Genomic DNA, 14,499 nt, shown 5'->3' with positions numbered 1-14,499 from the left:
GGATCACGCGAATCCCCATGACCCCACCGCACCCGAGGGCCCTACGGCGCCGTCACCGCCTCGCCGCCGTCCTCGGTGCCGCGTCCTTCCTGCTCGTCCCCGTCACCCCCGCGCACGCCGACACGATCCGGTCCCAGCAGTGGGCCCTCGAGGCCATGCACACCGAGCAGGCCTGGCGCACCAGCCAGGGCACCGGCGTCACCGTCGCCGTCCTCGACACCGGCGTCGACGACACACATCCCGACCTCACCGGACAGGTGCTGCCGGGCAAGGACCTGATCGGTTTCGGCGCCACCAGCGGCGACCGGGCCTGGGCCCGCCACGGCACCGCCATGGCCGGGATCATCGCGGGACACGGCCATGGTTTCGAGCGCTCCGACGGAGTCCTCGGGATCGCGCCGCAGGCGAAGATCCTCCCCGTCCGGGTCATCCTCGAAGGCACCGACCCCGCCCGTGGCAAGGCCCGTACGTCCAAGGGGGGCGCCCTCGCCGACGGCATCCGCTGGGCCGCCGACCAGGGCGCCGACGTCATCAATCTCTCCCTCGGCGACGACAGCGAGTCCGCCCACCCCGAACCGGCCGAGGACGCGGCCGTCCGGTACGCCCTGGACAAGGGCGCCGTCGTCGTCGCCTCGGCCGGCAACGGCGGCGAGAAGGGCGACCACATCTCCTACCCGGCGGCCTACCCCGGTGTGATCGCGGTGGCGGCCGTCGACGAGTACGGCACGCACGCCGCCTTCTCCACCCGCCGCTGGTACGCCACCGTCAGCGCCCCGGGCGTCGATGTCGTCATAGCGGACCCCGACCGCAGCTACTACGAGGGCTGGGGCACGAGTGCCGCCGCCGCGTTCGTCTCCGGGGCCGTCGCCCTCGTGCGCTCCGCGTATCCCGATCTCACCCCCGCCCAGATCAAGAAACTCCTCGCGGACACCGCGCGTGAGACCCCGGAGGACGGGCGCGACGACGCCAGGGGACACGGCCTCGTCGACCCGGCCGCGGCGATCAAGGCGGGCGCGAAACTGTCCCGTACGGAGTTGGAGAGCGAGGCCGCGGGCTTCGGCAAGCAGTACTTCGGCAGCGGCCCCGACGCCTCGGACGGGGCTTTGGAACCGGCCGGCTGGATCGCCCCGGTGGCGGGCGGCGCCGGCGCCCTGCTGCTGGCGTGCGCGGTGGTGCTGTGGCGCGGCGGGTTCAGCCGCTCCGGTGCCCGGCCCGGCGCACGGCACTGACGGCGGCCTCCTCGACCCGCGCGATTCCCTCCTCCAGCGACGCGTGGCCGTCGGACAGCACCGCGACGAGACAGTCCCGTACGGGCCCTGCCGACCGGTCCTGTACGGGGCCTGCCAGCCGGTCCCGTACGGGGTCCCGTTCTTGCCCCGTCGACCTGCCCCGTACGAGTCCCACCGAGTGCACGACCCACAGGCCGCTCCCCGTCCTCGGCAGCCAGCCGTTCTTCAACGCCCAACCGCCGCCCGCCGTTTCGCCTGTCGGATCCCCCGCCGATTCGCTCGCCGATGCGCCCGCCGGGTCGCCCCCGGCCGCCGCCGACACGCCCCAGTCCTGTCCGGGTACCACCCGCCCCATCAGCCCCGCCAGAAAACGGCGCGAGCCCTCGCTCAGCACCGACGGCCCGGAAGCCCCGCCGAACACCGCCTTCAACAGCGTCAGTTGATCGCGCGCGGTGGTCCGGGTCAGCCCCCAGGCCGGCGCCGCCGATGTCCGGCTCATGCCGAGCCGCGCGTGCGCCGCGTCCAGTCCCGCCACGCCCCCGGCCGCAGCCCGCAACGCCGTCGCCGCGTCGTTGTCGCTGCGTTCGATCATCGCCGCCGCGAGGCGCTCCTCCTCGGCCGTCAGACACCGGCCGGTGTCCTGTGCCCGCAGCAGCAGCGCGGCCAGGACCGCCACCTTCACCACGCTGGCGGTGACATACGTCCGGTCCGCGCCGAACGCCGTCTCGTGCCCGCCCGTCATGTCGTACACCGCGACCGAAAGATCCACCCGACGACGGTACGTTGCCGCGCGCGGCCGGGTACGCGTGCGTGCCGCTTCCCCGCGGCCGGGACTTCGGAAGGACTCGTCTAGTCTCGACGCGTGGCCCTCAAGAACATCCCGGACTCCGGTTTCTCCGACGACGACGGCACCGCCGACCCCGTTCTCACGGAGGCCCTGGCCGCCTGGGCCGAGGACCGGTCGGCCGAACCGCGCGTGCTGGCCGCCCTCAGGAGCGCCCGCCTGCTGGTTCCCGTCGTCGCCGTCCTCGGCGAGACGGAGGAGGACGAGAACGGTCTGCGCCGTGAGAAGACCAGCGACATGGCGGTGCCGACACTCCGGGCGGGCGACCGGCGCGCGTTGCCCGCGTTCACCTCCGTCGCGGCGCTGGCCGGCTGGGACCCCGAGGCCCGCCCGGTGGCCGTACCGCTGCACCAGGCGCTCCAGGCCGCCGCGCACGAGAAGGCCGACACGGTGGTGCTCGACCTCGCGGGGCCCGTCCCGTACCAGCTCACCGGGCCCGCTCTGCTGGCCCTCGCCGAGGGGCGGCCGAGCACGGATCCGCTCGACGACCCCGCTGTCACCACGGCGGTACGGTCGGCCGTCGCCGCCGAGCCCGCCGTGCTCCGGGCGCATCTCGGCCCCGGCAGCGCGGACGGCACCCTCGCACTCGTCCTGGACCCGGCCGCGCACCCGGCGGAGGCGGCCCGCCGGGTCGCCGAGGCCCTCGCGGCCGACGACGTACTGAGGGCCCGCCTGGTACGCGGACTCGACCTGGCACTGCTGCCGGCCGAGGCCACGCCACCCGGCGAGCCCCTCTTCGTACGTATGTGACGCGAACCGGTCGGCTGTGACGCGAACCGGCCCGGCGAACGGCGTCAGCCGACATCACGTGAACGAGTCGGCGAACGGCGTCACGCGAACCGGTGGACAGCGGTGAGGTCAGCCGTAGACCGGCCCCGTGTACTTCTCGCCCGGCCCCTGCCCCGGCTCGTCCGGCACCAGCGACGCCTCGCGGAACGCCAGTTGGAGCGACTTCAGCCCGTCGCGCAGCGGCGCCGCGTGGAACGAGCTGATCTCCGTCGCGCTCGCGTCCATCAGACCGGCCAGCGCGTGGACCAGCTTGCGCGCCTCGTCCAGGTCCTTGTGCTCGGCGCCCTCCTCGGTCAGCCCGAGTTTCACGGCGGCCGCGCTCATCAGGTTCACCGCGACCGTGACGATCACCTCGACGGCGGGGACTTCCGCGATGTCGCGGGTCATGGCGTCGTAGCCGGCGGGATCTTGGGCGGAGGGGGAGGTCGCGTCGCTCATGCCCCACACGATATGCCCCGGCGGTACGCGGCCGTTCCTCGCCTCCGGAAGCGCCCCGGCGGACCGGTCGGCGGCGCTCCGCCGGCCGGTCCGCCGGACAACCGGCGGCTCCATCGCGAGCTTCGCGGCTCAGCTCCCGCTCCTCCGTTAGCTCCTCCGGGCCAATGGTGCTAACCTGGAGTGACGACCGGCCGGACACCTGCGTGCCCGGCCCACAAGTGGAGGCTCCGATCTCCCACCTGGCTGCCCTTTCCGGGCGGCGGGTCACCGGTCAGGCGGTGCCCATCGTTCCGTACGGACGATGGAACCGCCCGATGCGCCCCGTGGCACATGCACGGCGGTGCTCCGGTATTCGAGGAGCTCCTGCCTGTGTGCCGTCCGGGGCATTTTTGATGTTCCGCCGCGGTTGGTCTGATCACAACAGACGTTACGCGGCTGTCTGCCAGACAGTCGTGTGGTGCTACCGAGGAGGATCCATCAGCGCCGAGCCCCGCATCAACGACCGGATTCGCGTTCCCGAAGTGCGACTTGTCGGTCCCAGTGGTGAGCAGGTGGGCATTGTCCCGCTCGCCAAGGCTCTGGAACTTGCGCAGGAGTACGACCTGGACCTGGTCGAGGTCGCGGCGACAGCCCGTCCGCCCGTGTGCAAGCTCATGGACTACGGGAAGTTCAAGTACGAGTCGGCCATGAAGGCCCGTGAGGCGCGCAAGAACCAGGCGCACACGGTCATCAAGGAGATGAAGCTCCGGCCGAAGATCGACCCGCACGACTATGACACCAAGAAGGGTCACGTCGTCCGGTTCCTCAAGCAGGGTGACAAGGTCAAGATCACGATCATGTTCCGTGGTCGTGAGCAGTCCCGCCCCGAGCTGGGCTTCCGACTGCTCCAGCGGCTTGCTTCGGACGTCGAGGACCTCGGGTTCATCGAGTCCAACCCGAAGCAGGACGGCCGGAACATGATCATGGTTCTTGGTCCGCACAAGAAGAAGACCGAGGCCATGGCCGAGGCCCGTGAGGCGCAGGCCGCCCGCAAGGCGGAGCGCCAGGGTTACGCGACCGAGGAGTCGGCGGACGCGGGCGCCGAGGCTCCGGCCGAAGCCCCTGTCGAGGCCAAGGACGAGACCCCGGTCGAGGCATCTTCCGAAGCGTGATCCGAGCGGGGTGCCACCCAGGCAAACCCTCGGTTCCGGTCCGGAACCACATACCAGAGACATGACGCTCCCGCGCGCCGGTCGGCCGACCGGCAGGGAGCGCCACTGACGAGGAGATACGGCGCTATGCCGAAGAACAAGACGCACAGCGGTGCCAGCAAGCGCTTCAAGATCACCGGCTCCGGCAAGGTGCTGCGCGAGCGGGCCGGCAAGCGCCACCTGCTCGAGCACAAGTCGTCCAAGCTGACGCGTCGCCTCAGCGGCAACGCCGAGATGGCCCCGGGCGACGCCAAGAAGATCAAGAAGCTTCTCGGCAAGTGATGTCGCGGCCCCCGGTGACCGGGGGCGCGGCAGCAGGACCGGGATCCATTCGTTTCCGGGCCGTGTGAGTCCAACCACGGCCCCGCTACAAGGAGTTAACACGTGGCACGCGTCAAGCGGGCAGTCAACGCCCACAAGAAGCGCCGGGCAATTCTGGAGCAGGCCAGCGGTTACCGCGGCCAGCGCTCGCGCCTGTACCGCAAGGCGAAGGAGCAGGTCACCCACTCCCTCGTTTACAACTACAACGACCGCAAGAAGCGCAAGGGCGACTTCCGTCAGCTGTGGATCCAGCGGATCAACGCCGCTGCCCGCGCCAACGGCATCACCTACAACCGCTTCATCCAGGGTCTGAAGGCCGCCAACGTCGAGGTGGACCGCAAGATCCTCGCCGAGCTCGCGGTCAACGACATCCACGCGTTCGCCGCGCTCGTCGAGGTTGCCCAGAAGGCCCTCCCGAGCGACGTCAACGCCCCGAAGGCCGCTGCCTGATCTCCGTCAGGTCGTAAGGGCACTTCCCGCCGGACCCGCAGGCACCGCGCCTGCGGGTCCGGCGCGTTCCACCCGCACGTCCGCGGCGTTCCCCCGTACGTCCGCTCTCTCCCTGCCTCCCGCTGCCTCCCGTTTCCCCACACGCCCCCCTCGTACGAGAAGTGAGAACCGCCGCTCATGGGCACCCCCGAGCTGATCTCCCCGCGTTCCCCGCGTGTCACGGCCGCGCGCAGGCTCGCCAAGCGCGCCTTCCGAGGCAAGGAACGCCGGTTCATCGCCGAGGGGCCACAGGCCGTACGTGAAGCGGTGGCCCACCGCGGTGGCGACGGGGAGCCCACACTGGTCGAGCTGTTCACCACCGCCGAGGCCGCCGAGCGGTACGCGGACATCATCGACGCGGCCCGTGCCACCGGGGCCCGGGTGCACTTCGCGGCCGACACGGTGCTCGCCGACGTGTCCCAGACCGTCACCCCCCAGGGGCTGCTCGGCGTCTGCCGCTTCCTCGACTCGCCGTTCGAGGAGATCCTCCGGGCCCGCCCCCGGCTCGTCGCCGTCCTGGCGAACGTCCGCGACCCCGGCAACGCCGGTACGGTGCTGCGCTGCGCGGACGCGGCGGGCGCCGACGCCGTCGTCCTCACCGACGCCTCCGTCGATCTCTACAACCCCAAGTCGGTCCGGGCTTCGGTCGGTTCGCTCTTCCATCTGCCCGTCGCCGTCGGAGTCCCCGTCGAGCGGGCCGCCCAGGGGCTCCAGGAGGCCGGCGTCCGTATCCTCGCCGCCGACGGCGCGGGTGAGACGGACCTGGACGACGAGCTCGACGCGGGCACCATGGGCGGGCCCACGGCCTGGATCTTCGGCAACGAGGCATGGGGGCTGCCGGCCGAGACCCGCGCCCTCGCGGACACCGTGGTGCGCGTGCCGATCCACGGAAAGGCCGAGAGTCTGAACCTCGCGACGGCCGCGGCCGTATGTCTCTACGCCTCAGCGCGTGCCCAGAGAGTCCGCGGCAAACGCTGAGGGGGTCCGCTCCGTCACGTTCAGCTAGTAGTGTGGCGGTTTCGGAGGCCCACTGAGCACTGAGCGACGCGGAAGAAGGTGGGGTGCGGGGATGACTGTCGGTGAGAGCAGGCCCTTACCGCCACCGTGTGCCGCCGGAGGTCCCGCCGCGTCGGGGACAGGTGCGGCGGAGTCCCGGAACGGCATGAACGGGACCAGGGCCGGGACCGGTACGCAGCGGGCCGCGACCGGTACGTGGAGCTCCGGGATCGACCCCGACGACCTCCCCGACGGTCTGATCGTCGCCGACGAGACCGGCCGCGTCATCTGCTTCAACGCGGCCGCCGCCCGCATCACCGCCGTACCGCTCTCCGCCGCCCTCGGCCAGCCGCTCGACCGGGCCCTGCCGCTGGAGGACCTGAAGGGCCGCCGTTGGTGGACGCTGACCGATCCGTACGGCGGGCTCGCCACCCGGGTCGGCCAGCCCGAGCGCAATCTGCTGCTGCCCGGCGGTCGTGAGGTCCTGGTCTCCGCCCGTTACGTGCGGACGTATCCGACCGGGCCCGTCCACCGCGTGGTCATCTCCGTACGCGGCACCGAGGCCCGGCGCCGCACCGAACGCAGCCATGCCGAGCTGATCGCCACCGTCGCCCATGAACTGCGCTCCCCGCTGACCTCCGTGAAGGGGTTCACGGCGACACTGCTCGCGAAGTGGGAACGGTTCACCGACGACCAGAAGCGGCTGATGCTGGAGACCGTGGACGCCGACGCGAACCGGGTGACCCGGCTGATCGCCGAACTGCTGGACATCTCCCGTATCGATTCGGGACGGCTGGAGGTACGGCGCCAGCCGGTCGACATCGGCGCGGCCGTCGGACGCCATGTGCAAGCGCACACCGCCGCGGGACAGTCGCCGGACCGGTTCCTCGTACGGATACAGCAACCGCTGCCCGATCTGTGGGCCGATCCCGACAAGATCGACCAGATCCTCGGCAACCTGCTGGAAAACGCGGTGCGCCACGGCGAGGGAACCGTCACCATCGAGGTGGCGCCCGCGCGTATCGCACGCGCGGAAGGTGCCACGAAAGCGGCCGAGAACGCGTGCGGCACCGAGAGCGCGTGCGGCACCGAGAGCGTGGACGACGCGGAGAAGGGGACGGCGGTCACCGTGTGCGACGAAGGCCCCGGCATCCCCGAGGAATCGATGAGCCGCGTCTTCACGCGTTTCTGGCGGGGGAGCAAGCGGGGCGGGACAGGCCTCGGCCTGTATATCGTCAAGGGCATCGTCGAGGCACACGGCGGTACGATCACGGTCGGCCGCGGACCCGGCGGCGGAGCCCAGTTCCGATTTGTTCTGCCCGTCGCCGCTCCGGCCTATCTGTCCTGAGAGCCTGAGCGCCTGAGCATCCAGGTCCTGCCTCTCCAGCCAGTACGTGAAGAGGAGAGACAGGCCCACGGGCCACTTCACCCTCGTACGGCCTTTAGACTCGACTTTTGGCACCCAGGCCCTGTCGCGGCGCCCTCACTGTTCGAGCAGGGTCGTTTCGCCAGCCAATCGGAAGTACGGGAAGAGATGTCGGCACCCAACAAGTCGTACGACCCAGTCGAGGTCGAGGCACTGAAACCGGAGCAGATCGAACGCATGCGGGACGAGGCGCTCGCCGCCTTCGCCGCGGCCGGTGACCTCGACGCACTCGCCCACGCCAAGACCGCCCACACCTCGGGCACCTCGCCGCTCGCCCTCGCCAACCGGGAGATCGGCGCGCTGCCGCCGCAGGCCAAGGCCGAGGCAGGTAAGCGCGTCGGCCAGGCGCGCGGGGCCGTCAGCAAGGCCCTCGCCGCCCGTCAGGCGGAGCTGGAGGCCGAGCGCGACACCCGTGTGCTGGTCGAGGAGGCGGTGGATGTCACGCTGCCGTACGACCGCACCCCGGCCGGCGCCCGTCATCCGCTGACCACGTTCATGGAGCGGGTCGCGGACGTCTTCGTCGCCATGGGCTACGAGGTCGCCGAAGGGCCCGAGGCCGAGGCGGAGTGGTTCAACTTCGACGCGCTCAACTTCGTGCCCGACCACCCGGCGCGCCAGATGCAGGACACCTTCTTCGTCCAGGGCCCCGAAGGCACGACGGGCGACGAGTCCGGTGTCGTGCTCCGTACGCACACCTCGCCGGTCCAGGCCCGTGCCCTGATCGACCGCGAGCCGCCCGTCTACATCGTCTGCCCGGGGCGCGTCTACCGCACCGACGAGCTGGACGCCACGCACACCCCGGTCTTCCACCAGATCGAGCTGCTGGCCGTCGACGAGGGGCTCACCATGGCCGATCTCAAGGGCACGCTGGACCACATGGTCCAGGCGCTCTTCGGCCCGGACATGAAGACCCGGCTCCGGCCGAACTTCTTCCCCTTCACCGAGCCGTCCGCCGAGATGGACATGGTCTGCTACGTGTGCCGCGGCGCCTCGGTCGGCAACCCCGACCGGCCCTGCCGCACCTGTGGCAGTGAGGGCTGGATCGAGCTGGGCGGCTGCGGCATGGTCAACCCGAAGGTGCTGACCGCCTGCGGAGTCGACCCTCAGAAGTACAGCGGATTCGCCTTCGGGTTCGGCATCGAACGGATGCTCATGTTCCGCCACAACGTCGAAGACATGCGAGACCTGGTCGAGGGTGACGTCCGGTTCACCCGGCCGTTCGGGATGGAGATCTGATGCGCGTCCCGCTTTCCTGGCTGCGGGAGTACGTCGACCTGCCGGCGACGGAGACCGGCCGTGAGGTGCAGGCCAAGCTCGTCTCCGCCGGTCTGGAGGTCGAGACCGTCGAGCAGCTCGGCGCCGGCCTCAAGGGCCCCCTCGTCGTGGGCAAGGTACTCACCATCGAGGAGCTGGAGGGCTTCAAGAAGCCCATCCGCTTCTGCACCGTCGATGTCGGCACCGCCAACGGCACCGGTGCGCCGCAGGAGATCGTCTGCGGCGCACGGAACTTCGCCGTCGGCGACAAGGTCGTCGTGGTCCTCCCCGGCGCGGTACTGCCGGGCGACTTCGCGATCTCCGCGCGCAAGACGTACGGCAGGACCTCGCACGGCATGATCTGCTCCGGCGACGAGCTGGGCATGGGTGACGACGGCACGGGCGGCATCATCGTGCTGCCGCCCGAGCACGAGGCCGGCACCGACGCCATCGCGCTCCTGGAGCTGGTGGACGAGGTCCTCGACATCGCCGTCACGCCCGACCGCGGCTACTGCCTCTCGCTGCGCGGAGTCGCCCGCGAGACCGCCATCGCGTACGGCCTGCCGCTGCGCGACCCGGCGTTGCTCGACACCCCCGCGCCCAACGCGTTCGGCTACCCGGTGAAGATCGCCGACCCCGCGGGCTGCGACCGCTTCACGGCCCGTACGGTCACCGGTCTCGACCCCGAGGCACGCAGCCCCATCTGGCTGCGGCGCCGGCTCCAGAAGGCCGGCATGCGGCCGATCTCGCTCGCGGTCGACATCACCAACTACGTGATGCTGGAGCTGGGCCAGCCGCTGCACGCGTACGACCGGTCCCGGCTCGACGGGCCGATCGGCGTCCGGCGCGCGCACGCCGGCGAGAAGATCACCACGCTCGACGGCGCCAAGCGGGTCCTGGACGCCGAGGACCTGGTCATCACCGACGACCGTGGCCCGATCGGCATCGCCGGCGTGATGGGCGGGGCCGACACCGAGATCGCCGATGTCGTCACCGACCCGGAAACGGGCGAGACGCGGGGCACCACAGAGGTCGTCATCGAGGCCGCGCACTTCGACGCGATCACCATCGCCCGCGCCGCGCGCCGCCACAAGCTGCCCTCCGAGGCGTCCAAGCGCTTCGAGCGCGGGGCGGACCCGCAGGCCACGGCCGCCGCCGCACAGCGGACCGTCGACCTGCTGGTGCTGCTCGCGGGCGGCTCCGCCGAGGCCGGTGTCACCGATGTCGTCGCGCCCTCCGGGCCGCACACCATCGCCATGCCCGCCGATCACCCCGACCGCGTCGCGGGTGTCGACTACGGGCGGGAGACCGTCGTACGACGGCTCCAGGAGATCGGCTGCGACGCCTACGGGCAGGACGAGCTGATCGTCACCGTCCCGTCCTGGCGTCCCGACCTCGGCGAGCCCAACGACCTCGCCGAGGAGGTCATCCGCCTGGAGGGGTACGAGAACCTCCCCTCGACGCTGCCCACCCCGCCGTCGGGCCGCGGGCTCACCGAGCGTCAGCGGCTGCACCGCGGGATCGGCCGCGCGCTCGCCGGAGCGGGCTATGTCGAGGCGCTGAACTACCCGTTCATCGGCGACGCGGTGCTCGACTCGTTCGGGCTGCCCGCCGACGACGACCGGCGCCGCACGGTCATGCTCGTCAACCCGCTCTCCGACGAGGAGCCGGCGCTGCGCACCACGCTGCTGCCGGGCCTCCTCACGGCGCTGCGCCGCAACGACGGGCGCGGCTCGCACGACCTGGCGCTCTTCGAGACCGGCCTGGTCTTCCGGCCGACCGGCGACGAGACCGTACCGGTCCGGCTGCCCGTCGACGGACGTCCGTCCGACGAGGAACTGGCCGGACTGGACGCGGCGTTGCCGCTCCAGCCGCGGTACGCCGCGGTCGTCCTGGCCGGGGCGCGCGAGCAGGCCGGCTGGTGGGGCAAGGGCCGCCCGGCGGACTGGGCGGACGCCGTCGAGGCCGCCCGTACCGTCGCCAAGGAGGCCGGGGCCGCCCTCGCCGTACGGGCCGGCCGGCGTGAGCCGTGGCATCCGGGCCGCTGCGCGGCGCTGTTCGTCACCGTGAACGGCGAGGAGACGCTCGTCGGCCACGCCGGAGAGCTGCACCCGCGCGTCGTCAAGGCGCTCGGACTGCCGGAGCGCGCCTGCGCCATGGAGATCGACCTCGATCTGCTGGAGCGGGCGGGCACCGGCCCGCTCCAGGCGCCGCGGATCTCCTCCTACCCGGTCGCCACCCAGGACGTGGCGCTGGTCGTCCCCCAGGACGTGCCGGCCGCCGAGGTGGAGCGGGCGCTGCGCGAGGGCGCGGGTGAACTCCTGGAGTCCCTGCGGCTGTTCGACGTCTTCGCCGGAGAGCAGATCGGTGAGGGGCGCAAGTCGCTGGCGTACGCCCTGCGCTTCCGCGCGGCGGACCGGACGCTGACGGTCGAGGAGGCCACGGCCGCCCGTGACGCGGCGGTCGCGCTCGCGGCCGAGCGGACCGGGGCGGTGCTGCGCGGCGCGTAGTACCCAGTACCCGGTGAGGGGCGGGGGGGGGCATTGCGGCGGCGCCCCCACCACGGGGGGGGGGGTGTGGGGGGGGGGGGGGGGGGGGGGGGGGGGGGGGGGGGGGGGGGGGGCCCCCCGGGGGGGGGGGGGGGGGCCGGCGGGGGCCCCCCCCACGCCGTTTCGGGCCACCGCGCTGATACGAGGGGGAGCCGGTGGCCCGGAGGCCCCGTTGCGGAGCGAGGCGACTCAAGTCAACCGGCCACACGGTCCGATGGACAGTGTGCGCACGGTCCGGACGAGGGCATTCCGTTCACACCCCGTGCGATTGCCCCTTCGCTACTCTTGACATGACGAGTAATCGGAGGGGCCACATGCAGCCCAACAGCCTGCTCGATTCCCTGCTCGACGAGGCGGGTATCTCCCACGCCGGCCTTGCCGCCCGTATCAATCAGGCGGGCCGGGCCAGGGGCATCGCGTTGCGGTACGAACACACCGCCGTATCACGGTGGTTGAAGGGCCAGCGGCCGCGCGGTCAGGTGCCCGACCTGATCTGCGCGGTCCTCAGCGACCGGCTGCGCCGTCCGCTCACCCTGGACGACATCGGGCTCGGCGTGGCGGGGGAATCGCTGATGCCGGGCGCCACACCGCTCGCCGGATTCGTGGAGCGGGCCACCGCCCTGTGGCGCAGTGACGAACAGCAACGGCCGCACATAGTCGAGGCTCCCGCCGTCACCGGCACGCCCGCGATCATGCCCGTGTGGGAGTGGGAGAACCCTCCGGAGGACTCCGACGTCTCCCGCAGCGGCTGTACGAGAGTCGGCCCGGCCGACATCAAGTTGATGCGGGCGGCGAGGGCGCACTACGAACTGATGTACCGAAGAGCCGGAGGCGTCGCCACCCGCGCCCGGGTCGTCGGCTTCCTCAACGCCGAGACCGCGCCCCTGCTGCGCGGCGGGTACAGCGACGCCCTGGGACGACAACTGCACCGGTCCACCGGCGGGTTGGTCGCGGTGGCCGGAATCTGCGCGTACGACTCCGACGCCCACGGTCTCGCCCAGCGCTACTTCCACCAGGCGCTGCGGCTGGCCAAGGCCAGTGGCGACCGGGGACTTGGCGCCTATGTGATCGCGTTGCTGGTCAACCAGTCGCTGTTCATGGGGGAGTACCGCCAGGCCGTCGCGTTCGCCGAGGCCGCGCTGCGCACGGCGGGGCGCCAGATCACCCCCGCGCTGGCCGCGGACCTGTACGCGATGCAGGCCAAGGCGTACGCCCATCTCGGCGACAGCGGCGCCGCGCTCGGCTGTATCCGGCTCGCGGAGACGGAAGCGGAGCGTATCCGGCCGGCCGGTGAGCCGGACGAGACGGGCTATGTCCAGCCGGGCCTGGTGAACGTACAGGTGGCGGAGGCGCTGTTGAGCCTCGGTGATCTGACGGCCGCTCGGGTGCACGCGGCCGCTGCCGTGGACACACCGGCGCACGACCGCGGGCGCGTGCACCGGCTCGCGATGCTCAGCCATATCGAATTGCGGCAGGGTGAACCCGACCGCGCCGCGAGGACGGCGGCGGAGATGGCCGAACGGGCCAGGGGAATGGAGTCCCAGCGACTGCGGGACCGGCTGCGCGCGGTACGCGAACAGCTGGTCGCCAGCGGTTCCGCCGACGCGGAGGAAACGGCCGAACTGATCGACGGGGCGCTCAGTCTCCCTCTGTGACCCCGCCGTGGGGCCCGTGATCGTCCCCGGGACCGGCGCCCACCGTAGTCCCATGTAGTCCCCGCGGGGGCATCGCATAGCCCCTGCGGGGTACCCGCACAGTCTCCGTGCAGTCCCTGTGGAGACCTTTCGTAGTCCCTACGGAGGCCTCGCGGAGGCCCTGCACCGGTCCCTCCGTGAGCCCCCTACGCGTTCCCGTGGAGGTGAGCTGCTGCTGCGATATTGCCATCAACTTGTCGGAAGGTGGCAGAAACGTGCAGTGGACGAAACTAACCGAACAGACTGTGTACGAGAATCGCTGGTTCCAGGTCAACCTGGCGGACGTCAAACTCCCTGACGGCCGGCACCTGGACCACTTCCTCATCCGGCTGCGTCCGGTCGCCGTGGCGACCGTGGTCAACGAGGCGAACGAGGTGCTCATGCTCTGGAGGCACCGCTTCATCACCGACAGCTGGGGCTGGGAGCTGGCCGCAGGCGTCGTCGAGGACGGCGAGGACATCGAGACCGCGGCGGCACGGGAGATGGAGGAGGAGACCGGGTGGCGCCCCGGACCGCTCCGGCATCTCCTGACGGTCGAGCCGTCCAACGGCCTGACCGACGCCCGCCATCACCTCTACTGGGCCGAGGAGGCCACGTTCATCGGCTATCCCGAGGACGATTTCGAGTCCTCGCGCCGGGAGTGGGTGCCGCTCAAGCTGGTGCCCGACATGATCGCCAGGGGCGAGGTCCCGGCCGCCAATATGGCGGCCGGGCTGCTGATGCTCCATCACTTAAGGCTGGGCTAGATCCAGTTCGGGGTTGTTCCGCGAGCGCCCCAGCTAGTGGCTCGGCGCTGGTGAGTGTTAGTGCCGCGATCGGCAATGTTTGCCCGTCAAGGAGCGGCGGTCGGTGCGTGTGATCGCAAGGCGGCCGGAAGCCCTTGTAGCGGAGCTACTTGGGCTTTTGGCCAACGCGGCGAGCGCGCGTGCCGGGCGTCGCGACGGGGCAAACGTTGCCGGGAGGAGGGGCACTAGTGACCGATGCCCTGCCAGACCGTCACCGCGAGTGCTCCGACTGAGCAGAGAGCGGCCACGGCGGGCAGCGGCCACCTGGCGTTCTCCAGGGCCGCGACGCGCGCGGCCAGATCGTCCACATCCTTGTCGGTCTGGTCGTTGCGCTGGGCCAGCAGCGCCAGTCTGCCGTCGGTCCTTGCGAGACCGACGTCGAGGCCGCGGCGTAACTCCGCGTGGCTCTCGACGGCCACGGAATAATCGGGGTCGGTGGGCACGAGTCCGCTCCTGTTCGGGAATGTTGTACGACAGTTCTATGAGTGGGTGGAA

14 protein-coding genes are annotated in these 14,499 nt (G+C 71.3%); 11 read left to right on the top strand and 3 right to left on the bottom strand.

Features of this window, described 5'->3' with window-relative positions; translation table 11 throughout:
- The first annotated feature begins 17 nt into the window (after positions 1-17).
- Positions 18-1,229, top strand: a complete 1,212-nt coding sequence (gene mycP / locus ACIQD6_RS17565; protein WP_401883415.1) for a type VII secretion-associated serine protease mycosin — start codon at positions 18-20, stop codon at positions 1,227-1,229.
- Here mycP and ACIQD6_RS17560 read toward each other — a convergent pair.
- A complete protein-coding gene (locus tag ACIQD6_RS17560; protein ID WP_401883412.1) occupies positions 1,192-1,998 on the bottom strand; it encodes a serine hydrolase in 807 nt (268 codons plus the stop codon). The two genes, mycP and ACIQD6_RS17560, sit on opposite strands and share 38 nt — an antisense overlap.
- 93 nt (positions 1,999-2,091) lie before the next feature.
- On the opposite strand from ACIQD6_RS17560, the gene ACIQD6_RS17555 reads away from it, so the two are divergent.
- On the top strand, positions 2,092-2,823 hold the full coding sequence (locus tag ACIQD6_RS17555) for an SseB family protein (RefSeq protein ID WP_401883410.1): 732 nt from the start codon (positions 2,092-2,094) through the stop codon (positions 2,821-2,823).
- Between the two features lie 108 nt (positions 2,824-2,931).
- Here the strand turns inward: ACIQD6_RS17555 and ACIQD6_RS17550 are convergent, their stop codons facing one another.
- Positions 2,932-3,300, bottom strand: a complete 369-nt coding sequence (locus ACIQD6_RS17550) for a DUF1844 domain-containing protein (RefSeq protein ID WP_401883408.1) — start codon at positions 3,298-3,300, stop codon at positions 2,932-2,934.
- A 452-nt stretch (positions 3,301-3,752) separates the two neighbouring features.
- Between ACIQD6_RS17550 and infC the strand changes: the two genes are divergently transcribed.
- The 9 genes from infC (at position 3,753) to ACIQD6_RS17505 (ending at position 13,965) form a co-directional block, all read left to right on the top strand.
- Positions 3,753-4,451, top strand: coding sequence for a translation initiation factor IF-3 (gene infC, locus ACIQD6_RS17545; RefSeq protein ID WP_401883406.1), 699 nt, complete (start codon positions 3,753-3,755; stop codon positions 4,449-4,451).
- Positions 4,452-4,577: 126 nt separating this feature from the next.
- Positions 4,578-4,772, top strand: a complete 195-nt coding sequence (gene rpmI, locus ACIQD6_RS17540; protein WP_401883404.1) for a 50S ribosomal protein L35 — start codon at positions 4,578-4,580, stop codon at positions 4,770-4,772.
- A 102-nt stretch (positions 4,773-4,874) separates the two neighbouring features.
- Positions 4,875-5,261 (top strand): 50S ribosomal protein L20, encoded by a 387-nt coding sequence (gene rplT, locus ACIQD6_RS17535; RefSeq protein WP_401883403.1) that lies wholly within the window; start codon positions 4,875-4,877, stop codon positions 5,259-5,261.
- Between the two features lie 177 nt (positions 5,262-5,438).
- Positions 5,439-6,278 (top strand): TrmH family RNA methyltransferase, encoded by an 840-nt coding sequence (locus ACIQD6_RS17530; RefSeq protein WP_401883400.1) that lies wholly within the window; start codon positions 5,439-5,441, stop codon positions 6,276-6,278.
- A gap of 91 nt (positions 6,279-6,369) precedes the next feature.
- Positions 6,370-7,644 carry an ATP-binding protein gene (locus ACIQD6_RS17525; protein ID WP_401883398.1) on the top strand — a complete coding sequence of 425 codons (1,275 nt, stop codon included), beginning with the start codon at positions 6,370-6,372 and terminating at the stop codon, positions 7,642-7,644.
- Between the two features lie 186 nt (positions 7,645-7,830).
- Positions 7,831-8,958, top strand: coding sequence for a phenylalanine--tRNA ligase subunit alpha (gene pheS, locus ACIQD6_RS17520; RefSeq protein ID WP_401883395.1), 1,128 nt, complete (start codon positions 7,831-7,833; stop codon positions 8,956-8,958).
- A complete protein-coding gene (pheT, locus tag ACIQD6_RS17515; RefSeq protein ID WP_401883392.1) occupies positions 8,958-11,486 on the top strand; it encodes a phenylalanine--tRNA ligase subunit beta in 2,529 nt (842 codons plus the stop codon). Before pheS ends, pheT begins: the two co-directional genes overlap by 1 nt.
- Positions 11,487-11,839: 353 nt before the next feature.
- A complete protein-coding gene (locus ACIQD6_RS17510; RefSeq protein ID WP_401883389.1) occupies positions 11,840-13,180 on the top strand; it encodes a transcriptional regulator in 1,341 nt (446 codons plus the stop codon).
- A 254-nt stretch (positions 13,181-13,434) separates the two neighbouring features.
- On the top strand, positions 13,435-13,965 hold the full coding sequence (locus ACIQD6_RS17505; protein ID WP_401883386.1) for an NUDIX hydrolase: 531 nt from the start codon (positions 13,435-13,437) through the stop codon (positions 13,963-13,965).
- 224 nt (positions 13,966-14,189) lie between these two features.
- Here the strand turns inward: ACIQD6_RS17505 and ACIQD6_RS17500 are convergent, their stop codons facing one another.
- A complete protein-coding gene (locus ACIQD6_RS17500; protein WP_401883383.1) occupies positions 14,190-14,447 on the bottom strand; it encodes a hypothetical protein in 258 nt (85 codons plus the stop codon).
- Between the last annotated feature and the right edge of the window lie 52 nt (positions 14,448-14,499).

The sequence above is a fragment of the Streptomyces sp. NPDC088400 genome (assembly GCF_044753355.1).
Taxonomy (GTDB): domain Bacteria; phylum Actinomycetota; class Actinomycetes; order Streptomycetales; family Streptomycetaceae; genus Streptomyces.
This window is presented reverse-complemented; position numbering and strand designations above follow the sequence as displayed.